Below are 24,451 nucleotides of genomic sequence, written 5' to 3' on the forward strand. Positions count from 1 at the left end.
TTCACAACACGATGCAGGATAGTTGTTATCCGGTCTACTGCGCGGGGTTGGCAGTTGATCGAAAAACTGTGCTCTGACGTGCGTTTGTGGCGTCTAGCGTCTGTGTCCCCGCGGTGGTACGGGGCGTGAATTCGGAAGCCGGCATGCAAGCGTTGTTGAACGAGATTCTTGACACGGTTCGCCCCCTGATCGGACAGGGCAAGGTGGCTAATTACATTCCTGCGCTGGGCAGTGTGCCGGCCGATCAGTTGGGCATTGCGGTGTATGGCAATGACGGCGAGCTGTATTGCGCCGGCGATGCCCACACGCTGTTTTCGGTGCAGAGTATTTCCAAGGTGTTCAGCCTGGTGCAGGCCATCGAGCATTCCGGCGAGGCGATCTGGGAGCGACTCGGTCACGAGCCTTCCGGTCAGCCGTTCAATTCGCTGGTGCAACTGGAGTTTGAGCGCGGTCGGCCGCGTAATCCGTTCATCAATGCCGGGGCGCTGGTGATCTGTGACATCAACCAGTCACGCTTTGCCGCACCCGCGCTGTCGATGCGCGATTTTGTGCGGCGGTTGTCCGGCAACCCGCAGGTGATGGTCGACAGCAAAGTCGCCGAGTCGGAGTACCAACACCGTGCGCGCAACGCGGCCATGGCCTATCTGATGCAGTCGTTCGGCAACTTCCATAACGATGTGGAAGCCGTGCTGCGCAGCTACTTCAGCCATTGTGCGCTGCGCATGAGCTGTGTCGATCTGGCCCGTGCTTTCTGTTTCCTGGCCAATGACGGGTTCTGCAAGCACAGCGGCGAACAGATCCTCACGGCGCGCCAGACCAAACAGGTCAACTCGATCATGGCCACCAGCGGTCTGTATGACGAGGCTGGCAATTTCGCTTATCGCGTTGGTCTACCGGGCAAGAGTGGCGTGGGCGGTGGCATCGTGGCCGTGGTGCCGGGGCGCTTTACCGTGTGCGTCTGGTCACCGGAACTGAACCCGGCAGGTAACTCGCTGGCCGGCATGGCAGCGCTGGAGTTGCTGAGCCAGCGTATTGGCTGGTCGGTGTTCTAGACATTAGGGCATGTCAGTCAAGCCGTTACGCGAGCGCAAAACGTTACTCGAACCGTAGCAGCTGCCGAGCCTGCGAGGCTGCGTTCGGCCGCGCAGCGGTCGTAAAGTCAGGTAACACGTTCGTTCAGGTAAACCGCGTACGCAAGATTGGCGAGGACTGCGTCCTCGAACGCAGCCTCGCAGGCTCGACAGCTGCTACGGGCGCTGTTACTCCGGTGGGTCGAGGTGATCCAGGGCGCGATTCACTGCCAACTCGGCCAGGGAAATCATCTGTTGAATCGCCAGCGCGGTATTGCGCTTGGGACCTTCGAGGTCGAACGCCAGATCGCTGGCCATGACATTGGCCGAGGCGAGGGTTTCGCAAGCGTGGGCCAGCAGGGTTTCAGAGTCGACGTCGGGGGCGATGACGAAGATGCAGCCGGGGCGTCGGTCGGCTAACAATGCCTTGGTCTCGGGTAGCACCAGGTAATGATCGAGCGCACGGTGTGCGGCGGCGTGGAGTTCTTTTGAGTCGAGGGAAGCGTAGGGGGAAACCGGATCGGTTTCGGGGGGATTCGGTGTGGCTTTGAACATGGTGATGCTCCAAATGTAAGTAGAGGAACCATCACCCTCGCTACCAAACGAAGGGTGGTGGCCATACGCGGGTTGGTAGACCGGACACTTGGAAACCGGCGCGCCCGAGGGCGCCCTGCGCATGGCCACCATAAAAACAAATGCCGACAAAAAGCACCTGCATAAGGTGACGCTGTGCGCCGTGTGTCCGGGCTACCAAACCCGATCGCTGATAATCAGCGACACGGAAACGATAGAGGCGAGGACCAAAGCGCACAAGCCGGCGGATTCTGGCGCAGGTGTAGGTCGCTACGCAAGGCGCTGTAGCCTCTGATGGGCACTGCGTAGGCAAGCTTAAACACCCGTCGTAGCAGCTGCCGAGCCCGCGAGGCTGCGTTAGAGGCGGGCCGCGTTCGGACAGAGTCCTCGCCAACCCTGCATACGCGGTTTACCTGACAGAACGTGTTGCATGATTTTACGACCGCATCCGTCCGGATGCGGCCCAGACCGAACGCAGCCTCGCGGGCTCGACAGCTGCTACAGGCGCGGGCTCTATACCTTGCAAGGCCGATTCGGTACACACGCAGGTGTTATCTATGTAAGGCCTTACGTGGATGGCCAAGACATAAAGTGCCCCCTGATCTTCAGGCAAGAAGACCGGACATCCACTTAAAGGGAATTAATCAACGTGCCAAACAGCAATGAATACTCATACACGAACGAACAGGTGAAAGCGGCGTTTTCAGACATCAGCGCCAGTCTGTTCAAAGACAAGGCCATTAGTACCTCCAACCCGCAAATGCTGATCGTGGCGGGTATCCAGGGCTCGGGGAAAACCTGGTTGCTGGAAGAGTCACTACTGAAAACCGACAACTACTCGAACTACATCAGGCTGTATCTACCTGAGTACCGCAAAAAGCATCCGCAGTATTCGCAGATGGAACCCCACGGCGTGCTGCACGTATATGAGCACACCGAGGCCTTTGTGCGGGCGGTGTGTGCAGAAATCTTCAAGAAGGCCTTTGCCGAGAAGTACAGCATCATCATGGAGTCGGCGCTGGACTCGGCAGACTTCGCTGCCTTCCCGCCGCTGGCCGTGTCAGCCGGCTATCAGTTTGAAGTTCACGTGGTGGCCTGCAAAAAAGAGTTCACCCATTTGTCGACCATCACCCGTGGCTTGAAGAGCCTTCAAAACAAGCAATTGGAGCGCTTCCTGAAACTCTCGGAGCTTGAGACAAGCCTGGGCAATGCTGAGAAAGTGCTTAACGCTTTTGAAGAGGCTTGCGTGCAGAAGGTCGGTTCTCAGATCACCCTGTATGAGCGCGGGTTCGGTGAACTTAAAAACCGAAAGGCCGTCTGTCGCAGCCGGTGCGACACGGTCGGTCAGTTGACCGCGCAATCGGTGGTCGATCATAAGGGGGCGACAGTGGCTGTCGCTGACAACCCGGTCGCCATCGAGCGAGCCCCCGGAAAAACCTCACGCTCCTGTTACACAGCTTATAACCACATCGTGAGCGCCGAGGTGAGCCTGCGGCGTGATCGACGGGAGATGGTGTGGGATTGCCAACTCGCGCTGCTGGAGGCGCTACGCCTGAATAATCAGGTCCCCGCATTCGTCAACACTGATCTGGTGGGTTACGTGTTCAAGCATTTGCATCACTGATCAACCGACAAGTAGCCCGCCGTCGGCGGGCTTCCTGCCAAACCCCTTGAGTCAAAACGCAAAACACGAACAACCAAACGCGCCCCAGAACCCCTGGAAGTCACTGACGGGGGCGTTCGACAAACGCGCCCGCTCATGGCTGTGGGCATGCACCGCGCAGGCGCCTGCGCATTGATGCATCCGGGCGGTGAGCGGTGCCAAGGGTTTCCAGTGCCCCGGCACGTTTACCACCGGTGACCAGTCGGGCATGACCGGCAAACGCGGCGGGCCGAGTTTTTCGAATTCGAGGCTGCCGTACACCACCTTGCCGTCGACCACGGTCAGCACCGATTCAATCCATTTGATCGCTTCGTCGTCGACGCTGAAGTAGTCGGCAGACAACGCCACCAGATCGGCCAGTTGCCCGACCTTGATCTGACCTTTTGAGCCTTGCTCGGAGGAGAACCAGGCGCTGCCATGGGTGTAGAGTTCCAGCGCCGTGTCGCGGCTCAGACCTTGCGGGTACAACTCCAGGCCGCCGACGGTGCGACCGCTGACCAGCCAGTAGAGCGACGTCCACGGGTTGTAGCTGGAAACCCGCGTGGCGTCGGTGCCGGCACCGACCGGGATGCCTTCGGCGAGCATGCGCTGGATCGGTGGGGTGTGCTCGGCAGCCTTGGCGCCGTAACGGTCGACAAAATACTCACCCTGAAAGGCCATGCGGTCCTGAATCGCAACGCCGCCGCCCAGTGCACGAACCCGTTCGATGTTCTGCGGGGTGATGGTTTCGGCGTGATCGAAGAACCACGGCAGCCCGTCGAACGGGATATCGCGGTTGACCTTTTCGAACACGTCGAGCATTCGGCTTATCGATTCGTTGTAGGTGGCGTGCAGGCGAAATGGCCAGCGCTGCTCCACCAGATGGCGCACCACCGGTTCCAGTTCCTGCTCCATGGTTTGCGGCAGATCGGGGCGTGGTTCGAGGAAGTCTTCAAAGTCGGCGGCGGAGAACACCAGCATTTCGCCAGCGCCGTTGTGCCGCAGGAAATCGTCACCCTGGCCGTAGTGCGAGGTGCTGGTCCAGTTCTTGAAGTCAGTCAGCTCTTCCTTGGGTTTTTGGGTGAACAGGTTGTAGGCGATGCGCACGCTCAGTTGCCGGTCTTTCGCCAACTGCTGGATGACCTGATAGTCGTCCGGATAATTCTGAAAACCGCCACCGGCATCGATGGCGCTGGTGACACCGAGGCGATTGAGTTCGCGCATGAACTGCCGGGTCGAGTTGACCTGATAGTCCAGCGGCAACTTCGGCCCCTTGGCCAGCGTCGAGTACAGAATCATCGCGTTCGGACGGGCGATCAGCATGCCCGTGGGGTCGCCATTGGCATCGCGCTGGATTTCGCCACCCGGCGGGTTCGGGGTATTGCGGTCGTAGCCCACCACTTTCAGCGCCGCGCGGTTGAGCAGGGCGCGGTCATACAGGTGCAGGACGAACACTGGGGTGTCAGGTGCAGCCTTGTTCAGCTCTTCAATCGTTGGCAGGCGCTTTTCGGCGAACTGGAACTCAGTCCAGCCACCGACCACGCGCACCCATTGCGGTGCAGGCGTGCGGTCGGCCTGATCCTTGAGCAGGCGCAAGGCGTCGACCAATGACGGCACGCCTTCCCAGCGCAGTTCGAGGTTGTAGTTCAGGCCACCACGGATCAGGTGCAGGTGCGAGTCGTTGAGGCCGGGGATCACCGTACGCTTTTGCAGATCGATGATTTGCGTGCTGGCGCCGCGCAGGGGCATGACGTCTGCATCATTGCCGACGGCAATAAACCGCCCATCCTTGATGGCGACCGCGCTCGCAAGGGGCTTCTCCCGGTCAACCGTGTGCATGCGACCGTTGAACAGGATGAGATCGGCTGGGGAGCTGGCCATGCTGGCACTCTGCGCAAATAGAGGACTGGTCCAGGCACTGACGGTGCCTGCCGAAAGGCCTTGCAGTACGCGGCGGTGGTTGAAGTCGTCGTGTTCATCAGGTGGGCTCATGGCGCCGTTCTCCGCAGGTGTCCGGTCGAGCGAGCAGCCGAATGCGCGAGCCATACGGCCAGCAGAGAATATAGACGGCAAATTCGCAGTCGATGTGTCGGACGGGTACATTTACGACCGGCAGAAACGACGAATCCCGCCATAAAGGCGGGATTCGCAGATAGCCAGAGGGTTCCCGAGGGCGGGAGCCGCCGTCTTAGCCTGGGAACAGCTCGGACAGTTTCATGGCCAGCATCATGTCGCCTTCAGCGCGCAGTTTGCCGCCCATGAACGCTTGCATGCCGTCGGTCGAACCGTCGACGATGCCTTGCAGGGTTTCGCCGTCCATGACCAGAGTCACTTGAGCGTCCGGGTTCTCGCCTTCTTTCAGTTCGCACGCGCTGTCTTTGACGATCAGAGAGAAGTTCTTGGTGTCGTCGATGCGGAAACCGAAAACCAGGTCCAGACCGGCAGCAGCGGCTGGGTTGAACTTGGCTTTCATGGCTTGTACGGCGTCATCTACGGAAGTCATGGTTCGATCCTTTTCATGAAGTGTTACACAGGGGTCACAGTGATCCGGACTCAACGGAAAGTGATGAGTTCCGGGGCCTTCAGCAGCTGCAAATGTGCATGACTGTTGAAGGAAGCCAGCGCCACCTCGCGACCACGGAACTTCAGTTGGTTGAGCGAGGTGTTGACGATTTGCCAATTCAGTTCAAAGGCCTGCTTTGCCGGCATTTGGGTAATCAGGTGGAGCAGGGCAGTGATGGTCCCGCCGGAGGTGAATACGGCGATTTTCTGGGTGTTGTCGGCCTGTTCGAGAATACGCTGCAAACCGGCCTGGACCCGTTCGACGAAGCATGGCCAGCTTTCCAGCCCGGGTGGGTCGTAAGTACCGGCCAGCCAACGTTCGATGATCAGGGCAAAGATTCGCTGAAACTCGCCGCGATTCTGCGCGGCATTGCGCAGGATGTTCAGGGCTTCGGGTTCTTCGGGCAGCAGGTCTGGAAGCAGAGCGCGGATCACCGCGTCGGCGTCGAACTCGTTGAAGGCCGAATCGATTTCCAGGGGCGGTACCGGCAGGCCGACAGCGCCGAATTGTGCCAGGGCACTGTTGGCGGTGTGTTGCTGGCGACGCAGGTCGCCCGACAGGCAGCGATCGAAACTCAACCCCAGTTCAGCCAGGTGACTGCCGAGCACTTCTGCCTGACGAATACCGGTCGGCGACAGCACGTCGTAGTCGTCTGCACCGAAAGAGGCCTGGCCATGTCGAATCAAATAGATGCTGCCCACGTCCGCGTCATCCGGGTACGTTGAAGGTTTTGCGAGGTTATGAGGATGGCGATGAGCTGTCAATGAAAAAACATACGCTTGTTTGAAATGCTCGTTGGAGGCCTGTCACAGAAGGTTTCACGACTGGTCGCAACGCGGCTGCATGGGTATGCTGGATGTATACGCGTCCGCGTGTTCAGCGGCGCACTGTCGTTAAGGAGTCAATGTGGATTTTCTTGCCGAGTACGCAAGTTTTCTGGCTAAAACCGTTACCCTGGTGATCGCTATTCTGGTGGTCCTGGCCAGCTTTGCGGCGTTGCGCAGCAAAGGCCGGCGCAAGTTCGCGGGCCAGCTGCAGGTCAGTAAACTCAATGATTTCTACAAGGAGCTGCGTGAGCGCCTGGAGCAGACACTGCTCGACAAGGACCAGCTCAAGGCCTTGCGTAAATCCGAAGCCAAGTCCGAGAAACAACAGAAGAAAAAGCCGGAAGCCAAACCCCGGGTGTTCGTGCTGGATTTCGATGGCGATATCAGGGCTTCGGCGACTGAAAGCCTGCGCCATGAAATCACCGCGTTGTTGTCTTTGGCCACACCAAAGGATGAAGTCGTGCTGCGCCTGGAAAGCGGCGGAGGCATGGTTCACAGCTACGGTCTGGCGTCCTCGCAACTGGCGCGCATTCGTCAGGCCGGTGTGCCATTGACCGTATGTATCGACAAGGTCGCGGCCAGCGGCGGTTACATGATGGCGTGCATCGGCGAGAAGATCATCAGCGCGCCGTTTGCCATTCTGGGTTCGATCGGGGTGGTGGCGCAGTTGCCTAACGTCAATCGCCTGCTGAAAAAACACGACATCGACTTTGAAGTCCTGACGGCGGGTGAGTACAAGCGCACGCTGACAGTGTTTGGCGAAAACACCGAGAAGGGCCGGGAGAAGTTCCAGGAAGACCTGGATGTGACCCACGAACTGTTCAAGAACTTCGTCTCACGCTACCGGCCGCAACTGGCGATCAATGAAGTGGCCACCGGTGAAGTCTGGCTGGGTGTTGCCGCACTGGAAAAACGACTGGTCGATGAGCTGAAAACCAGCGATGAATACCTTGCCGAACGGGCCAAGGGCGCAGAACTGTTTCACCTGCATTATGCCGAACGCAAGAGCCTGCAGGAACGCGTTGGCCTGGCGGCCAGTGGTTCGATTGATCGGGTCTTGTTGACCTGGTGGAGCCGTCTGACCCAGCAGCGCTTTTGGTAGGGAGCACGGGCTCGCCAATGCGGGCCCGTTTTTACCGCGTCGAGTGCAATGCTCGATGCTGTACAGGTTCAGTTTCGAGTGTTTACCCCACCGCATTTCAGGTCTTTCAAGTCCGTCGCGTTTTCCCATCGAATTGAGGACATTTCCTGCTTTTTTTGCGGCAGGCGATGCATAAGCTCTTGGCTCCCGAATCAACTGCAAAGGATTGCAAATGATGGCGCTAGAGACTCAACACCAGTCTGTCACCAGCCGGTTATCTGCTCAGAAAAAACACCCCCTGTCGAGCCTTGCACTGGACGCCGTATTGCCCTCGACCCCGACCCAGTATGCCGCGAAGCTGATCGAGGAGCGTTGGGGGGCAGAGTTATTGGCTGCTCGTCTGGTTGACCTCAATTACCATTTTTATGGTTACCCTGCACAACAGGACGTGCAGCAAGGCCGGGTCAGAAAATCACAAAGCCTGGTACAGGCCTTGCTGTCCAACTATCAGACGGTGGGCGCGGGTCGCTTCGGGGAAACGGCATTCGGCCTGTACACGCCTCCTGCCGTGGGGCCGGAAGTCCGAATTGTCGAGATTGATGAGTCTATAAATCCAGACGGTGGGTTCCAGGACTACGAGGGCATCTATCGTCAGACCGACCCTCAGCGCTACGGCCCCGGCACTCAGTTGACGCTGCAGCCGGCAGAGTTCAAGAAGTGGGTGTGGGAGCTGGAGTTCAAGGACAAATACACCGCTTATGTGCACGCTGCGTGGCCTTCCGACGAGGTTTGTCTTGCCCCCCAAGGTTATCCGCTGCGCACTTCGGTCAAGACGGCCTTTGTCATGGCGGCTTATTTGCAACACCGGGAAAACAGCCTGACCCAGGACGGACTCAAACTGGCACTGCGGGCTGCCGGGTTTGATCCGCAGCAAACGTGGGGGCAACTGACGGTTGAGCAATTGCAGGCCTGGGCGACGACCGAGTCTTCCATAGAGGCTGCGCGTCTGGTCATTTACCGTTATGTATCGAACGATATCTGGAGCTTTCGGGAGAAATCCAGTGAACGGATTTTGCTGTATGTCCCGAGTAACTCTTCTCCGTTCCACGAATTTGCCGATCAAAAGGCCTTGTATAAATGGGTGGCGGAGGTGGGTGGGGACGTTGCCCGGAAGGAGGCTCTGGCTGCGCATTTTTCTGAAGATGACCGGCAGGACGGCACGTTCCACGCGGGCGTGTCGACCGCGTTGGATGGCATGGCGATTTACCCCGAACAACATCATTTGAAGAAAGGCCATGGTTTTTTCAACGATGATGGTTACTGGGATCCTGCCGATTACATTCACTTCGAGGTCGCAACGTCTCCAACCGATCCCTTCGCGCAGTGGGTGTTGGTGATGAAGCAAGCGGCCCTGACCAGCATTGAAACGATTCGTGACGATGCCCAGGTCAATCGGGATGATTTGAGTGCGGTGGTCGAGCCCATCGTGCAATGGATCAACAAATTTGGTCCCTTGGCGTTGTTCGTTCCGGGGGGTGAAGGTTTATTGGCATTGGCCGGGCTGATCGATGCCGGTTATGGGCTGGCTCAGGCGGTTGATGGCAAGACCCCAGAAGAGCGCTCGGCAGGTGTCACACGCACCATATTCGGTTTGCTCAATGCCTTGCCACTGGTCGCGCAAGGGGCGGCCATCAAGGCCGAAGAACATTCCGTCGGCATCGGCTCTGAACCAGGGCCTGCCCCCGCAATTGTGGACGAGCCCTTGTCCGGCGAGTCCTCGATCGTGGCCGCAGAGGTTGCACCTCCCGCTCCAGGCGCTGAACGGCTACAACTGATGCGAGGTATCGGGCCGAGTGTTCAGGCATTCAGCGATGAGGTTCTGGTCCAGATAGCTCATGTCAGCCCGGTGGATGATGATGTATTACGCCTGATGCACACCGGGCGGCGGTCGCCGGCTCCGATGCTGGCGGATACCATCAGTCGTTTCACGCTCGATCAGGATCTGCAGCGTGCCATTGACGCGTTCCCCGAAGGCTCGGCGCAGGCCGAGCAGCTAAAAAACACGCGAGTCGAACAGTTCAGGCAGCGCTACGACGCGCTACAGCAATCGGATAATGACTGGGTCAGGTTGTTCCGGCATCAATACCCGGGTTTGCCAAAAAGTGCGGTGGAGCAAATGCTCGACAGGTCGGGAGTGGACATTGCTGCGCCCCACACACTGGCTGATATCAAGCGAGTGCTCGGGCAGTTGAGCGGCAAGGCGCGGCAGTACGAGCAGCATGTACGCCTGTGCCGCGCCTATGAGGGGCTCTATCTGAAGTCGGTCGAGAACGCCGACAGCGATGTGCTCGCTTTGCAGACGCTGGAACGGCTGCCGGGCTGGTCGCGCGCGACTCGAGTCGAGGCGCTCTACGGGCGGGTCGGTACGGCTGACTTTGATCAAGCGCTGCTCGGGTTTCTGCCGCAAGAACAGCGTGCGGCCCTCGGTTTGCGTCCAGGCCATGAATGGCAGGACTTGCAGTTCAAAATTCGGGAGAACGCCCTGTCGCGCTCCGAATTGATGCTCGGGCTACACAGAGTGGACTCCGGGTTGTCCTTTCAGCGTTTCGGGTTGCACGGCGGTGGATTCCCGAACACCGCGCAGTCCGGTGAGCTGTCCATAGAGATCATGAGGCTTCAGGTTAAAGAGATTTATCCTGCGTTTACGACTGAACAAGCGGATGAGTTTCTGTTGAATGCGGGGGCACAGGCTCAGGCTGATCTTTATCGGCTGAGGTTGCAGTCAGAGCAACTACGTTTCGATATCACCGGTTGGATCGAAGACATCACCGATGATATCGAAGAGTTGGATATAGATATTCTGCTCGCGGGCGATGAGGGCACCGAGGAGATGAGTAACGCCGAGATCGAGGAGGAGAACGACGCGCGCATAGAGGAGTGGATGGAGATTGAGCGCGATACCCGATATGAGCTGGCCGAGGAGTTGGTCGCGATTTGGCAAAAACGTAGTGGGCCAGACAGCAGGGTTTATCGTGACGGTCAGTTTCTCGGCTTTCACCTGGATATGGACTTCGAGCAGATGCACTACCTCCCGCAGCTCAACGTAAAGTTGAATGACGTGGTCTCTCTCACCATGCCGAATTTCAAGTTAACGCAGCGCGGCAGCCTTAACGGATTTCTTGAGTGTTTTCCCAATCTTCGCTCGTTGAATATGCAAGGCGTTGATCTACGCCTCCTTGATCAGAATGGCATAGCGGTTGGTCGATTGCCGCCTGCTATCGGCCAGATGTCTCGGCTTGAGGTCCTTAATCTGAAAGCGACCCGGCTGGTCCTGACGGAGGGAACCGTAGGCCAACTCGCCGAGCTCACCCGACTTCAGGAACTCGATCTAAGCGAAAATCCGCTCGGTCTCTCGCCGGCAGTGTTTGATATGTCCGAATTGCGTCAACTCAATTTGAGAAGGGCAGAGCTTCGGTCGTGCCCGGTCTTTACTCTCGATTTTCATGGTCTGGAGCGGTTGGATCTGCGTGATAACCAGATTGCCCGAGTGCCTGAATCGGTACGAAAGCAGTCGGTGGTCGAGGGCAATGTCTTGCTTTCAGGCAATCCGCTAACCGACGTAGACAGTCTGCAATGGGTTGTAGCCCATCGAAAGCAGACAGGGATCAATTTATGGATGGGGTCAGCGGTACACGATGTTGCCAGTCCAAACGCGTGGTTGACCGGGCTTCTCCCTGGGCAGACGGCACAACAGACCGCACGTTGGGAACGTGTGTTGGCAAAAGAGGGGGGTGATCGTTTCTTCGGTACTTTGGAAGCGCTGACGCGCACGGCTGATTTCCTGGTGGACTACGCACCGTTGCAGCAGCGAGTGTGGCGGATGCTTGAGGAGATGGATGCTTCGCAGGAACTTTACCAACACCTGTTCGAGGGTGTGGAATGGTCGCCTCTCGATGGGGATGACCCGTTTGCCGGTTTTGTGCGACTGGAAGACAGAATCACGTTATTCAAGGAGCCGCCTCTGAAAAAAGCCGGTCTCGATAGCGAGACGTCTCAAGCGTCATAGGTGGGGCGGGGAGTCTGTAGCCACAATGAAAAACCTTGAGTCCCGGCACACAGGTGCCGGGCTCAAGGTTTTTTTGTCGATCAGCGGCGACGGAACAGCGGTAGCGGTTCGTCGGTGGCGGCCTGGTAGGTCACCGAGAAGTCCTTGAGGCTTTCAAGGGCTTCGTACGGGTCTTTGTCGGCGCGCAATGCATACGCGTCGAAACCGCAGCGGTGCAGGTAGAACAACTGGTCGCGCAGCACATCACCGATCGCCCGCAGTTCGCCCTTGAAGCCGTAGCGGTCACGCAGCAGGCGCGCGTTGGAGTAGTTGCGCCCGTCGGTGAAGGCCGGGAAGTTCAAGGCAATGACCTGGAACTGATCAACGTCGTCACCGATTTCCTCGGCTTCTTCATCGGCATCCAGCCACACACCCAAACCGCCATCACGCGCCTTGAGCGCATGTGCGTGATCGCGCCACAGGGCCAGCGGCACGATCAGGTCGTCGCAGTTGGAAATACCGTCGAAAGTCGCGTCCTTGGGCAACAAGTGCCAGGTTTCGTCGATGACTTCGTTGTTCTTAATTATTCGCTGCATAGACGCGTTCCTTGAAGAGGTCGATGCCGATACGTTGATAGGTGTCGATGAAGCGTTCGTCTTCGGTACGTTGTTCCACGTACACGTCGATCAGCTTCGAGATCACGTCAGGCATGTCGTCCTGTGCAAAGGACGGGCCGAGGATCTTGCCCAGGCTGGCGTCACGGCTGGCGCTGCCGCCGAGCGAGACCTGGTAGAACTCTTCACCCTTCTTGTCCACTCCGAGGATGCCGATGTGCCCGACGTGGTGGTGACCACAGGCGTTCATGCAGCCGGAGATGTTCAGGTCCAGTTCGCCGATGTCGAACAGGTAGTCCAGGTCATCGAAACGGCGCTGGATGGCTTCGGCGATCGGGATCGACTTGGCGTTGGCCAGGGAGCAGAAGTCGCCACCCGGGCAGCAGATGATGTCGGTCAGCAGGCCGATGTTCGGCGTAGCGAAACCTTGCTCGCGCAATTCACCCCACAGGGTGAACAGTTGGCTCTGCTCGACGTCAGCCAGAATGATGTTCTGCTCGTGGGAGGTGCGCAGTTGGCCAAAGCTGTAGCGGTCGGCCAGGTCGGCAACGCCATCGAGCTGCTTGTCGGTCAGGTCGCCCGGCGCAACGCCGGTCGGCTTGAGCGACAGGGTCAYGGCGACATAACCCGGCTTCTTGTGAGCCAGAGTGTTGCGGGTGCGCCAGCGAGCAAAGCCCGGGTATTGCTTGTCGAGTTCAGCCAGCTCAGCCGCCTGATCGTTCAGGGCTTTGTAGTCCGGATCGACAAAGTGCTTGGCGACGCGATGCACTTCGGCCTCGGTCAGCGTGGTCTGGCCACCGCGAAGGTATTCCATTTCCGCGTCGACTTTTTGTGCGAAGACTTCAGGCGTCAGGGCCTTGACCAGAATCTTGATCCGCGCCTTGTACTTGTTGTCGCGACGACCATAGCGGTTGTACACACGCAGAATGGCATCGAGGTAGCTCAACAGGTCTTGCCACGGCAGGAACTCATTGATGAACGCGCCAACGACGGGCGTACGACCGAGGCCGCCACCGACCAGCACGCGGAAACCCAGTTCGCCTGCGGCGTTGTGCACCGGCTCAAGGCCGATGTCATGGACTTCAATGGCTGCGCGGTCCGACGTCGACCCGTTGATGGCGATCTTGAACTTGCGCGGCAGGTAGGCGAATTCCGGGTGGAAGGTGGTCCACTGACGGACGATTTCGCACCACGGACGCGGATCGATCAACTCGTCGGCAGCGACACCGGCGAACTGATCGGTGGTGACGTTGCGCAGGCAGTTGCCGCTGGTCTGGATCGCGTGCATCTGCACGGTCGCCAGCTCAGCCAGGATGTCCGGGATGTCTTCCAGCGCCGGCCAGTTGAACTGTACGTTCTGCCGGGTACTGATGTGGGCATAGCCCTTGTCGTAGTCGCGGGCGATCTTGGCCATCATTCGCGTCTGGCGCGAAGTCAGTTGGCCATAAGGCACGGCAACCCGCAGCATCGGGGCGAAGCGCTGGATGTAAAGGCCATTTTGCAGGCGCAGGGGGCGGAATTCTTCTTCGCTCAGCTCGCCTGCCAGATAGCGTCGGGTCTGATCACGGAACTGCTTGACGCGGTCCTCGATGATCCGCTGATCGTACTCGTCGTATACGTACATATAGGTCCTGTTCTCAGGCTTGGGCCAATCAGGAACAGCTGCGATTTTCGCTCGCTTGATTCCGATACTGCCTTGGCAATTCTGCGCGCACGGCCGCGCACTCCCCACGGAGCCGAGGCAAGATACCAGTTTGCGTTTATGCGCAAAAGTGATGTTTGAGTATATGTAAAGAACCAAATCGACTAATGAGACTGGTTATTGTCTTACCCACATTTGTGGTGCGGGCAATCCTCTACTTAACTGTGCTCGAGTCTTTCTGCAATCACCGATAAAACCGACAAGAGGCGATGCAATGAGCAACCCAACCAAAGCACGGAAAAGTGATAGCACCGTCGATGCATGGGCAATACTGTTTCTGATCATCCTGGTAGTGGGCACTGCGGTGTTCTGGGTCAGCCATCAATAGCTAAGCGTGTCCGGGCCCTGTTCTGACGATTGTCGGACAAAACGGCGATTAATCGCGATTTACCAGCATTTCGCTGGCTATAATGCGTGGCTAATGGCTGGGGCTCGGATATTCAATGTTCAAGTTTTTCTGTGGGGTATTGCTGGCGGTTTGCTCGGTCTATGGGCCGGCTACACAAGCGGCGTCGGTGCTGTTTCTGAGCCCCGGCACTTCTGCGGAAACTTTTTGGCTGAGCTATTCGCAATTCATGCAGGCCGCCGCCCGGGATCTGGGCATGGACCTGCAGATACAGTATTGCGAGCGCGAGCCTGAAACCACGATCAAACAGGCCCGTGAAGCCCTGCAAGGGCCAAAACGCCCGGACTATCTGGTGTTCGCCAACGAGCAATATGTCGCGCCGGAAATCTTGCGACTGTCCGAGGGCAGCGGCGTGAAGCTGTTTATCGTCAATAGCGCGCTAAACGCCGATCAACTGGCGTTGCTCGGTAATCGCGAGAAAAAATATCCCGCTTTGCTCGGTAGCCTGGTGCCCAACGATGAGGAGGGCGGTTACCTGATGCTCAAGGAGTTGATCCGCCTGCATCCTCCGGTTGCCTCCGGTCAGAAACTTGAGTTGCTGGCGTTTGCCGGTTTGAAAATCACACCGGCCTCGCAGTTGCGTGAACAGGGCATGATGCGGGCGTTGCGCGAGCACCCCGAGGTGCATTTGCAGCAAGTGGTGTACGGCGCCTGGAACCGTCAGCGCGTTCATGAGCAGGCGACGTTGCTGTTCAAGCGCTATCCGAAGACCTCGCTGATCTGGTCGGCCAACGATGAAATGGCGTTTGGCGCGATGCAGGCCTATGAAGAAGCGGGCGGCACACCGGGCAAGGGCGCGCTGTTCAGCGCCGTGAATACCTCGCCGTCAGCCTTGCAGGCGCTGCTGGATGGTCGTCTTAGCGTATTGGTGGGCGGGCACTTCAGTCTGGGCGGCTGGGCGCTGGTGCAATTGCATGACTATGATCAGGGCGTCCATGTCGAACGATATGGCGGCCGTGATCGGCAGATCCCGTTGTTGCAGTTGATTGATCGGGAGCAGGCCAGGCAATTGTTGGCCATGGGAGCCACGCAGAACTACGGCGTGAACTTCCGCAGCCTGTCGGCCAAGGATCGTCCCCTGGGTTATCGCTACCCGTTCAGCCTGCAAACACTCATGCACTGACGCTCGGCTACTAAACCCCGGCCAGATGCAGGACCAGTTTCACGATACCGAACAGCGTCAGCGCAAAGACCGCGGTGAACAGAATGCCTAATATCACGAAATGACTGGGTTTGCCGTGCGTGAAATCGCGGGCGCGGTTCTTCCCGCTCTGCACGCCGAACGCCGCCGCCATCACGCTCTGCAGCATTTGCCAGAAGCTGGGTGGCTTGTTGTCGACTGGATCGTCCATAAATCCCTCGTCACCGGAGTGTATGAGGCAAGCATAGTCAATCTTCCCGGGGGCCGTGAGGCCACCCGCTCGGGTCAGCTCAACTGGCTCACATAAGTGCCCGTGCCCTTGAGAATGTTCTGCAACGTTTCTTCCACTTCAGCCAGATCCGCCGGCGCGGTGCTGTGGTGGATTTCCAGATGATCGTCGCCATTCAGCGCATCGGCGTCAGCGGCGGCTATTTCGATCAGCAGGCGGGTAGGGCTGAGGGTGACTTTCACGCCATCGAGGGTCGACGGCTCACCATCAAGGGTGATCTCCAGTTCATCTTCGTCCGGGTAGCGAGTCATCAAGAACATCTCGCCCTGATTGCTGTGGCAGCAGAGCATGGCCATGTTGTCTTCTTCGTCATCGCACGGGTTGGCGATCAGGTGGGCGGTGGTCAGTTGCATGGGGTGATTCCTGGCTCAACGAGCGTTATAAAGACAACAAAATCCGATTCTGCCAGCCCGAGGGGATTTCTGCTCGGCTGTGTGTCAGAAAATGTGTTGTGAACACCGGAGGGATTATCGGTCATTTCTAGTACGCAGGTGCCGTGAATCCGGGCACAAAACCGTCTTTTTTTCACGCAACTGCTAGTGTTGTTCGATGCGCTGCCGATGAGTTACGTGCCTATGACCGAATATGTCGCAGCATCGCAAGCAGGCAGGTTGTCGCACCCGATAAGCTGCGCAACCAATGGGCACCTCTAAAGACATTACTTGTCTACCCGGTAGTCGTTTTTACAGATGCCCATTTATGGAAGGTGAATGTGACCTGAGTGTCTCGTCCAGCTTCACCCACCTGTCACCCTGTTAACCTCTGCCCGAGATTCAGGAACAGGGTGACGGATTGCCCCGACAGGGGTTTTGCACGCGACGCTTCCATCAATAACAAGCCCAAGCGGAGTACCACAGATGGCGTTCTTCACCGCAGCCAGCAAAGCCGACTTCCAGCAACAACTGCAAGCGGCACTGGCGCAGCACATCAGTGAACAGTCACTGCCACAAGTGGCGCTGTTCGCTGAACAATTCTTCGGCATTATTTCCCTCGATGAGCTGACCCAGCGCCGGTTGTCCGACCTCGCCGGCTGCACCCTTTCTGCCTGGCGCCTGCTTGAGCGCTTTGATCACGCGCAACCACAGGTGCGCGTTTACAACCCCGATTACGAACGTCACGGCTGGCAGTCGACCCACACAGCGGTCGAAGTGCTGCACCATGACTTGCCATTTCTCGTCGACTCGGTGCGCACCGAGCTGAACCGTCGCGGCTACAGCATCCATACCTTGCAAACCACGGTGCTGAGCGTGCGTCGCGGCGCCAAGGGCGAACTGCTGGAAATCCTGCCGAAAGGCACCCAGGGCGAAGGCATTCTGCAAGAATCGCTGATGTACCTTGAGATCGATCGTTGCGCCCATACCGCCGAGCTCAATGTATTGAGCAAGGAGCTGGAGCAGGTTCTCGGTGAGGTCCGCGTTGCGGTCGCCGATTTCGAACCGATGAAAGCCAAGGTCCAGGAGCTGATCGAAGGCATCGACAAAAGCAAGTTTGCCGTCGATGCCGAAGAAAAGAGCGAGATCAAAGGCTTCCTCGAGTGGCTGGTGGGCAACCACTTCACGTTCCTCGGTTACGAAGAGTTCGTGGTTCGCGACGACAAGGATGGCGGCCATATCGAGTACGACCAGAGCTCGTTCCTGGGCCTGACCCGATTGCTGCGTGCCGGCCTGACGGCTGACGACCTGCGTATCGAAGACTACGCCGTGAACTACCTGCGCGAACCGACGCCGCTGTCGTTCGCCAAGGCTGCGCACCCAAGCCGTGTGCACCGTCCGGCTTACCCGGATTACGTATCGATCCGTCAGATCGATGCCAGCGGTAAAGTCATCAAGGAATGCCGCTTCATGGGCCTGTACACCTCGTCGGTGTATGGCGAAAGCGTGCGGGTCATTCCGTACATCCGCCGCAAGGTCGATGTCATCGAACAGCGCTCCGGCTTCCAGTCCAAGGCGCACCTGGGCAAGGAACTGGCCCAGGTACTCGAAGTACTGCCGCGTGACGATCTGTTCCAGACTCCGGTCGACGAACTGTTCAGCACCGTGATGTCGATCGTGCAGATCCAGGAGCGCAACAAGATTCGCGTGTTCCTGCGCAAAGACCCGTATGGTCGCTTCTGCTACTGCCTGGCCTACGTGCCACGCGACATCTATTCCACTGAAGTGCGTCAGAAGATCCAGCAAGTGCTGATGGATCGCCTGAAAGCGACCGATTGCGAATTCTGGACCTTCTTCTCCGAGTCCGTGCTGGCCCGTGTACAACTGATTCTGCGGGTCGACCCGAAGAACCGTCTGGACATCGACCCGCTGCTGCTGGAAAAAGAAGTGGTCCAGGCCTGCCGCAGCTGGCAGGACGACTACGCAAGCCTGGTGGTCGAAAGCTTCGGCGAAGCCCAGGGCACCAATGTGCTGTCCGACTTCCCGAAAGGCTTCCCGGCCGGCTACCGTGAGCGTTTCGCCGCGCATTCGGCCGTGGTCGACATGCAGCACCTGCTGAGCCTGAGCGAAAAGAATCCACTGGTCATGAGCTTCTATCAGCCACTGGGTCAGGTGTCCGGTCAGCGCGAGCTGCACTGCAAGCTGTACCACGCCGATACCCCGCTGGCGCTGTCCGACGTCTTGCCAATTCTGGAAAACCTCGGCCTGCGCGTGCTGGGCGAGTTCCCGTATCGCCTGCGTCACAGCAACGGTCGCGAGTTCTGGATTCATGACTTCGCGTTCACCGCCGCTGAAGGCCTGGAACTCGATATCCAGCAGCTCAACGACACCCTGCAGGACGCCTTCGTCCACATCGTTCGCGGCGACGCCGAAAACGATGCATTCAACCGTCTGGTACTGACCGCCGGCCTGCCGTGGCGCGACGTGGCGCTGCTGCGCGCTTACGCCCGTTACCTGAAGCAGATTCGTCTGGGCTTCGACCTGGGCTACATCGCCAGCACCCTGAACAACCACACCGACATCGCTCGCGAGTTGACCCGGTTGTTCAAGACCCGTTTCTACCTGGCGCGCAAGCTGACCAGCGACGACCTCGACGACAAGCAGCTGCGCCTGGAACAAGCGATCCTGAGTGCTCTGGACGACGTTCAAGTGTTGAACGAAGACCGCATCCTGCGTCGCTACCTGGACCTGATCAAGGCAACCCTGCGGACCAACTTCTACCAGACCGATGCCAACGGTCAGAACAAGTCCTACTTCAGCTTCAAGTTCAACCCGCACGCTATTCCAGAGCTGCCGAAGCCGGTACCGAAGTTCGAAATCTTCGTTTACTCGCCGCGCGTCGAAGGCGTGCACCTGCGCTTCGGCAACGTGGCTCGTGGTGGTCTGCGCTGGTCCGACCGTGAAGAAGATTTCCGTACCGAAGTCCTGGGCCTGGTAAAAGCCCAGCAAGTGAAGAACTCGGTCATCGTGCCAGTGGGCGCCAAAGGCGGCTTCCTGCCGCGTCGCCTGCCACTGGGCGGTAGCCGTGATGAGATCGCAGCAGAAGGCATCGCCTGCTACCGCATCTTCATTTCCGGTCTGTTGGACATCACCGACAACCTGAAAGACGGCGCGCTGGTACCGCCGGCCAACGTCGTGCGTCATGACGACGATGACCCGTACCTGGTAGTGGCAGCGGACAAGGGCACTGCGACCTTCTCCGACATCGCCAACGGTATTGCGATCGACTACGGCTTCTGGCTCGGTGACGCCTTCGCGTCGGGCGGCTCGGCCGGTTATGACCACAAGAAAATGGGCATCACCGCCAAAGGCGCGTGGGTTGGCGTCCAACGTCACTTCCGCGAGCGCGGCATCAACGTCCAGAAAGACAGCATCACAGTGGTCGGCGTTGGTGACATGGCCGGTGACGTGTTCGGTAATGGCTTGCTGATGTCCGACAAGCTGCAACTGGTTGCCGCGTTCAACCACCTGCACATCTTCATCGACCCGAACCCTGAGCCTGCCAACAGCTTCGCCGAGCGTCAGCGTCTGTTCGACCTGCCGCGTTCGGCGTGGTCGGATTACGACACCAGCATCATGTCTGAAGGCGGCGGGATCTTCTCCCGTAGCGCGAAGAGCATCGCGATTTCCCCGCAGATGAAAGAGYGCTTCGACATTCAGGCCGACAAGCTGACCCCGACCGAACTGCTGAACGCCTTGCTCAAGGCGCCAGTGGATCTGTTGTGGAACGGCGGTATCGGTACCTACGTCAAAGCCAGCAGCGAAAGCCACGCCGATGTCGGCGACAAGGCCAACGATGCGCTGCGCGTGAACGGCAACGAACTGCGCTGCAAAGTCGTGGGCGAGGGCGGTAACCTCGGTATGACCCAACTGGGTCGTGTCGAATTCGGTCTCAATGGCGGCGGCTCCAACACCGACTTCATCGACAACGCCGGTGGCGTGGACTGCTCCGACCACGAAGTGAACATCAAGATCCTGCTCAACGAAGTGGTGCAGGCTGGCGACATGACCGAGAAGCAACGTAACCAGTTGCTCGGCAGCATGACGGATGAAGTCGGCGGTCTGGTTCTCGGCAACAACTACAAGCAGACCCAGGCCCTGTCCCTGGCAGCCCGTCGTGCCTACGTGCGAATTGCCGAATACAAGCGTCTGATGAACGACCTGGAAGGTCGTGGCAAGCTGGACCGTGCCATCGAGTTCCTGCCGACGGAAGATCAACTGAACGAGCGCGTTGCGGCAGGCCAGGGCCTGACCCGTGCCGAGCTGTCGGTATTGATCTCCTACAGCAAGATCGACCTCAAGGAGCAGTTGCTCAACTCCCTGGTGCCGGACGACGATTACCTGACCCGCGACATGGAAACCGCTTTCCCGCCGATGCTGGTCAGCAAGTTCTCCGAGGCCATGCGTCGTCACCGTCTGAAGCGTGAGATCGTCAGCACCCAGATCGCCAACGACCTGGTCAACCACATGGGCATCACCTTCGTTCAGCGACTCAAAGAGTCGACCGGCATGAGCCCGGCGAACGTGGCCGGCGCTTATGTGATCGTGCGTGACATCTTCCATCTCCCGCACTGGTTCCGTCAGATCGAGGCGCTGGATTACCAGGTGTCGGCCGACGTACAGCTGGAACTGATGGATGAACTGATGCGTCTGGGCCGTCGTGCCACTCGCTGGTTCCTGCGCAGCCGTCGCAACGAACAGAACGCAGCGCGAGACGTCGCGCATTTCGGTCCACATCTGGCAGCGCTGGGCCTCAAGCTCGACGAACTGCTGGAAGGCCCGACCCGCGAAGGCTGGCAGACCCGCTATCAGGCCTACGTCGCCGCTGGCGTACCTGAGTTGCTGGCGCGCATGGTTGCAGGCACCAGTCACCTGTACACCTTGTTGCCAATCATCGAGGCAGCGGACGTGACTGGCCAGAATGCGGCGGACGTGGCCAAGGCCTACTTCGCCGTGGGCAGTGCGCTGGACCTGACCTGGTACCTGCAACAGATCAGTGCTCTGCCGGTGGAAAACAACTGGCAAGCGCTGGCCCGTGAAGCGTTCCGCGATGACATCGACTGGCAGCAACGGGCGATCACCATCTCGGTCCTGCAAATGGGCAACGGCGAGCAGGACGTGGAAACGCGTCTGGCCTTGTGGATGGACCAGAACGAGAACATGGTCGAGCGCTGGCGCGCCATGCTGGTGGACATTCGTGCCGCCAGCGGCACGGACTACGCCATGTACGCGGTCGCCAACCGTGAACTGCTGGACCTGGCGTTGAGCGGTCAAGCGGTGGTGCCTGTCACGGCCGCTGCAATCGCTGAGCTGGAGCCTGCAGCCTGATCATCAGGCGCTGAATAAAAAGCCCCGTCTCGAGAGAGGCGGGGCTTTTTCAATTTAAACGTTAAAGAATGCGGGCTCCGACAGGGGGGCGATGTAGGAACAGGCGAAGCCTGTGATCTTTCAGCGTCAACTGCCTTGCGACATAAGTTTAAATATCTAGATCAAATGATCGCCGCCTGCGGTAGCGCCTACCGAACGATGACGGGCGTGTCGTTACTCATCGAAAGTTTATCTGATGGTCTGCTTAGTAAATTGCTGAGCGACTGGTCAAACTGTTGCAAAGCGCGAACTTGAATGTTCTGCTGTTCATTGATATCGGCAACTATCTCGGTGGCAGGTTTAAAATCAGCCCACACCGGACTCAGGTTTTTTGCATCATGGCCCTGAGCAGTCCCGATGTAATTGAGACTGGTGTCATGGATCGGCTGCACCAGCAGGCTCTGGCCGAAACCGGTGCCGGCGTTGGCCTGGTAGTCCTTGAGGTAGGCACGGCTGTTCTGGGTATTCTGACTGTAGACAATACCCAGTGACACGTCCGGACCGCTGGTGACATGAGTGGCGCTGGAGTGCATGACCGGTGCCGTGAAGTAGTTGCTCAGTGTGGCTTGTTCTTCTGGTGCGGTGGGCACCGAACAACCGGTTAATAAGGCAGTGAGGCTTACGCTGGTTGCCAGAATCAGTACCTGTGGGCTAGAAATTAAATAGCCAATAGTTCCACTGGTCGGAGGGCTGATTTAGGAGGGTTTTAAAGTACGTAGTTGATTTCTTAAGGAAATAAACAGGGCCTGAATATAAAGTTCAGKCCCTGTTACTTATGGCTGGAAGCGCGGGTATTGGTTTTTCAATAGCGTCAGTAGTTCATCGTATCGACGCGTTAAACGATGGGGAAACTGTTGAAGTCGACGCTGCTGGCCAGTCGGCTGTCGATCAGGCTGATGAAACCTTGAACTTGCGGGCTGTAGAAGTGTGATTGCATGGCAGTTTCGGACTGCCAGCGGGCACTGACCGTCCATCGATTGTCGTCCTCCGGGCAGCGGTCAACCATGTAGGAATCGCAGCCTGGGAGCTCACGCAATGTTTCGACGATCTTCTGCAATTGCTTGCCCAGTTCATCCGAGCGGCCAGCGGCGGCCTGTACCTGGACCGTATTGATTATTTCGTTGGGCATCGCACACGCTCCTGTATCAAGCCGGACGAGGCTCGCTCATGGTTGGGATAACGCATGTGCAGGATAGGCCTGTGCCCGGTAGCGGCCAACAGCCAATTGGCAGTAAAAGCGCCATACCAATAGACCTCAACAGACTTGCTGCAAAATATCGCGCAAACGGTCCAGGGCTACATCGATGTCCAGGGTTTCGATGGCTCCGAAGCCCATGAACAGCCCGGCCCGTGGTGTTTGCTGATAGTAAAAACCGTTCAGGCCATACAGACCGACGTCGAGTTTTTTCGCCAGTGCGATGACCCGCGGGACATCCACCTCGACTTTACACAGCAACGCCATGTGAAAACCGGCAGAGGTTGGCACCGCTTCGAGCCAGGGCGAAAGGTCCCCTGCGACGCGTGCGAGGATGCGCTCGCGCCGCCCGGCATAGACCGCATGACAGCGGCGGATGTGCTTTAGCAGGCAGCCTTCGGCAATGAATTTGGCCAGCGCCCATTGCGGCAGGGTCGAGGTGTGCACGTCGGTCAGTTGCTTGGCGCGGATCACCGCTTCGAGAATGGCCGGCGGCAGAATCGCGTAACCCAGGCGCAACTCCGGCAGCAGGGTTTTCGAAAAAGTCCCGACGTAGGCAACTATCCCGCGCTCATCCATGCTCTGCAGGGTGTCGGTGGGTCGGCCCTCGTAGCGAAATTCACTGTCGTAGTCGTCCTCGATAATGATCGCGCCCAGCTCATGTGCGCTTGCCAGCAGAGCTTCACGCCGTGCCTGGCTCATCGGCATGCCGAGCGGGAACTGGTGCGAGGGCGTGACATAGATCAGCCGGGTTCCATCGGGAATCAGCGCGACCTGAATACCTTGTTCATCCACCGGCACTCCGACCACTTCGGCACCGTGGGAGGCGAACAACAGGCGGGCTGGCGGGTAGCCGGGATCTTCCATCGCGACGAGGCTACCGGGCTCGGTCAGTACGCGGGAGATCAGGTCCAGCGCTTGCTGCGCGCCGTTGCACACCACCACATCGTCGTCCTGGCAATTGACCCCACGAGAAAAGGCGATATGCCGGGCGATCGCGTTGCGCAGCGCCGGCAGGCCTTCCGGCTCGCTGTAAAAACCCTTGGAACCGGCAATCTGTCGCAGTGCATGGGCGGTGCAGCGGCGCCAGTCATCCTGAGGAAACTGGCTCTTGCTGGTGGCGCCGCCAATGAACTCGTAACGCAGCGAACCTTCCAGGGTGGGGTGGCGCAGGAACGACGGCATGTTGCGCCAACGCTCGAGGGTGTCGGCGCTCGCGAGTTCAGAGTGGCTCTGTTTGCGGACGATTGCCGAGGGGCGGGCATTGACGTAGGTGCCTTTGCCGATCCTTCCGGTGAGGAAGTTCTCGTAGGTCAACTGCGCGTAGGTATCGGAAATGGTCTTGCGTGAGATACCCAATTGTTCGGCGAGCAAGCGGCTCGGCGGTAGCTGTGTCCCGGCGGCCAGGCGACCCGACTCGATGGCGCTGCGCAGTTGCTGATACAGCTGACCTGCGAGGTCCTTGCGGCCGTTGATCACAACATGTAGTTCCATACCCGCGAGGC

General features: G+C 58.5%; 17 protein-coding genes. 6 read left to right on the top strand and 11 right to left on the bottom strand.

Annotated features, from left to right (window positions below):
• Positions 1–143 precede the first annotated feature (143 nt).
• On the top strand, positions 144–1,052 hold the full coding sequence (gene glsB, locus AC1DHT_RS18860) for a glutaminase B (RefSeq protein WP_054597690.1): 909 nt from the start codon (positions 144–146) through the stop codon (positions 1,050–1,052).
• A gap of 207 nt (positions 1,053–1,259) precedes the next feature.
• Here glsB and AC1DHT_RS18865 read toward each other — a convergent pair whose 3' ends face one another.
• Positions 1,260–1,625 (bottom strand): DUF6124 family protein, encoded by a 366-nt coding sequence (locus AC1DHT_RS18865; RefSeq protein WP_401120431.1) that lies wholly within the window; start codon positions 1,623–1,625, stop codon positions 1,260–1,262.
• A gap of 667 nt (positions 1,626–2,292) precedes the next feature.
• Here AC1DHT_RS18865 and AC1DHT_RS18870 point away from each other — a divergent pair.
• Positions 2,293–3,267 (top strand): zeta toxin family protein, encoded by a 975-nt coding sequence (locus tag AC1DHT_RS18870; RefSeq protein WP_427536989.1) that lies wholly within the window; start codon positions 2,293–2,295, stop codon positions 3,265–3,267.
• 51 nt (positions 3,268–3,318) lie between these two features.
• Here AC1DHT_RS18870 and AC1DHT_RS18875 read toward each other — a convergent pair whose 3' ends face one another.
• The 3 genes from AC1DHT_RS18875 to AC1DHT_RS18885 form a co-directional block, all read right to left on the bottom strand.
• Positions 3,319–5,166, bottom strand: coding sequence for an amidohydrolase (locus AC1DHT_RS18875; RefSeq protein WP_427537208.1), 1,848 nt, complete (start codon positions 5,164–5,166; stop codon positions 3,319–3,321).
• Between the two features lie 307 nt (positions 5,167–5,473).
• Positions 5,474–5,788, bottom strand: a complete 315-nt coding sequence (locus AC1DHT_RS18880) for an SCP2 sterol-binding domain-containing protein (protein WP_427536987.1) — start codon at positions 5,786–5,788, stop codon at positions 5,474–5,476.
• Between the two features lie 50 nt (positions 5,789–5,838).
• Entirely contained in the window at positions 5,839–6,549 is a 711-nt protein-coding gene (locus AC1DHT_RS18885) for a histidine phosphatase family protein (protein ID WP_427536985.1), read from the bottom strand.
• Between the two features lie 205 nt (positions 6,550–6,754).
• Between AC1DHT_RS18885 and sohB the strand changes: the two genes are divergently transcribed.
• Positions 6,755–7,777: a protease SohB gene (gene sohB, locus AC1DHT_RS18890; protein WP_427533864.1), complete on the top strand. Its 1,023-nt coding sequence runs from the start codon at positions 6,755–6,757 to the stop codon at positions 7,775–7,777.
• 211 nt (positions 7,778–7,988) lie between these two features.
• Positions 7,989–11,822: a leucine-rich repeat domain-containing protein gene (locus AC1DHT_RS18895; RefSeq protein ID WP_427536983.1), complete on the top strand. Its 3,834-nt coding sequence runs from the start codon at positions 7,989–7,991 to the stop codon at positions 11,820–11,822.
• Between the two features lie 80 nt (positions 11,823–11,902).
• On the opposite strand, the gene AC1DHT_RS18900 is transcribed toward AC1DHT_RS18895, so the two are convergent.
• Together AC1DHT_RS18900 and AC1DHT_RS18905 are read right to left on the bottom strand one after the other, a co-directional pair.
• On the bottom strand, positions 11,903–12,397 hold the full coding sequence (locus AC1DHT_RS18900; protein ID WP_427529192.1) for a DUF934 domain-containing protein: 495 nt from the start codon (positions 12,395–12,397) through the stop codon (positions 11,903–11,905).
• Complete coding sequence (locus AC1DHT_RS18905; RefSeq protein ID WP_477761429.1) at positions 12,381–14,039, bottom strand: nitrite/sulfite reductase; 1,659 nt, start codon at positions 14,037–14,039, stop codon at positions 12,381–12,383. The genes AC1DHT_RS18900 and AC1DHT_RS18905 overlap by 17 nt, the downstream gene beginning before the upstream one ends.
• A gap of 521 nt (positions 14,040–14,560) precedes the next feature.
• Between AC1DHT_RS18905 and AC1DHT_RS18910 the strand changes: the two genes are divergently transcribed.
• Complete coding sequence (locus AC1DHT_RS18910) at positions 14,561–15,646, top strand: ABC transporter substrate-binding protein (protein WP_427536979.1); 1,086 nt, start codon at positions 14,561–14,563, stop codon at positions 15,644–15,646.
• Between the two features lie 10 nt (positions 15,647–15,656).
• On the opposite strand, the gene AC1DHT_RS18915 is transcribed toward AC1DHT_RS18910, so the two are convergent.
• Together AC1DHT_RS18915 and AC1DHT_RS18920 are read right to left on the bottom strand one after the other, a co-directional pair.
• Positions 15,657–15,875: a DUF2970 domain-containing protein gene (locus AC1DHT_RS18915; protein ID WP_414907169.1), complete on the bottom strand. Its 219-nt coding sequence runs from the start codon at positions 15,873–15,875 to the stop codon at positions 15,657–15,659.
• 74 nt (positions 15,876–15,949) lie between these two features.
• A complete protein-coding gene (locus tag AC1DHT_RS18920) occupies positions 15,950–16,306 on the bottom strand; it encodes a hypothetical protein (RefSeq protein WP_216742252.1) in 357 nt (118 codons plus the stop codon).
• Positions 16,307–16,810: 504 nt separating this feature from the next.
• Here AC1DHT_RS18920 and AC1DHT_RS18925 point away from each other — a divergent pair.
• Positions 16,811–21,712: an NAD-glutamate dehydrogenase gene (locus AC1DHT_RS18925; RefSeq protein WP_477761430.1), complete on the top strand. Its 4,902-nt coding sequence runs from the start codon at positions 16,811–16,813 to the stop codon at positions 21,710–21,712.
• A 188-nt stretch (positions 21,713–21,900) separates the two neighbouring features.
• Here AC1DHT_RS18925 and AC1DHT_RS18930 read toward each other — a convergent pair whose 3' ends face one another.
• The 3 genes from AC1DHT_RS18930 to pdxR form a co-directional block, all read right to left on the bottom strand.
• Positions 21,901–22,341, bottom strand: a complete 441-nt coding sequence (locus tag AC1DHT_RS18930; protein WP_427536974.1) for a hypothetical protein — start codon at positions 22,339–22,341, stop codon at positions 21,901–21,903.
• Positions 22,342–22,586: 245 nt separating this feature from the next.
• Positions 22,587–22,880 carry a putative quinol monooxygenase gene (locus AC1DHT_RS18935; protein ID WP_427536972.1) on the bottom strand — a complete coding sequence of 98 codons (294 nt, stop codon included), beginning with the start codon at positions 22,878–22,880 and terminating at the stop codon, positions 22,587–22,589.
• 126 nt (positions 22,881–23,006) lie between these two features.
• Positions 23,007–24,440, bottom strand: a complete 1,434-nt coding sequence (gene pdxR, locus AC1DHT_RS18940) for a MocR-like pyridoxine biosynthesis transcription factor PdxR (protein ID WP_427536970.1) — start codon at positions 24,438–24,440, stop codon at positions 23,007–23,009.
• Between the last annotated feature and the right edge of the window lie 11 nt (positions 24,441–24,451).

This window comes from Pseudomonas sp. 05N432, assembly GCF_056396945.1.

Coding starts and splice junctions, on each gene's coding strand:
- glsB (WP_054597690.1), top strand. CDS start 144: ATGCAAGCGTTGTTGAACGAGATTCTTGACACGGTTCGCCCCCTGATC.
- AC1DHT_RS18865 (WP_401120431.1), bottom strand. CDS start 1,625: ATGTTCAAAGCCACACCGAATCCCCCCGAAACCGATCCGGTTTCCCCC.
- AC1DHT_RS18875 (WP_427537208.1), bottom strand. CDS start 5,166: ATGGCCAGCTCCCCAGCCGATCTCATCCTGTTCAACGGTCGCATGCAC.
- AC1DHT_RS18880 (WP_427536987.1), bottom strand. CDS start 5,788: ATGACTTCCGTAGATGACGCCGTACAAGCCATGAAAGCCAAGTTCAAC.
- AC1DHT_RS18895 (WP_427536983.1), top strand. CDS start 7,989: ATGATGGCGCTAGAGACTCAACACCAGTCTGTCACCAGCCGGTTATCT.
- AC1DHT_RS18900 (WP_427529192.1), bottom strand. CDS start 12,397: ATGCAGCGAATAATTAAGAACAACGAAGTCATCGACGAAACCTGGCAC.
- AC1DHT_RS18910 (WP_427536979.1), top strand. CDS start 14,561: ATGTTCAAGTTTTTCTGTGGGGTATTGCTGGCGGTTTGCTCGGTCTAT.
- AC1DHT_RS18915 (WP_414907169.1), bottom strand. CDS start 15,875: ATGGACGATCCAGTCGACAACAAGCCACCCAGCTTCTGGCAAATGCTG.
- AC1DHT_RS18920 (WP_216742252.1), bottom strand. CDS start 16,306: ATGCAACTGACCACCGCCCACCTGATCGCCAACCCGTGCGATGACGAA.
- AC1DHT_RS18935 (WP_427536972.1), bottom strand. CDS start 22,880: ATGCCCAACGAAATAATCAATACGGTCCAGGTACAGGCCGCCGCTGGC.
- pdxR (WP_427536970.1), bottom strand. CDS start 24,440: ATGGAACTACATGTTGTGATCAACGGCCGCAAGGACCTCGCAGGTCAG.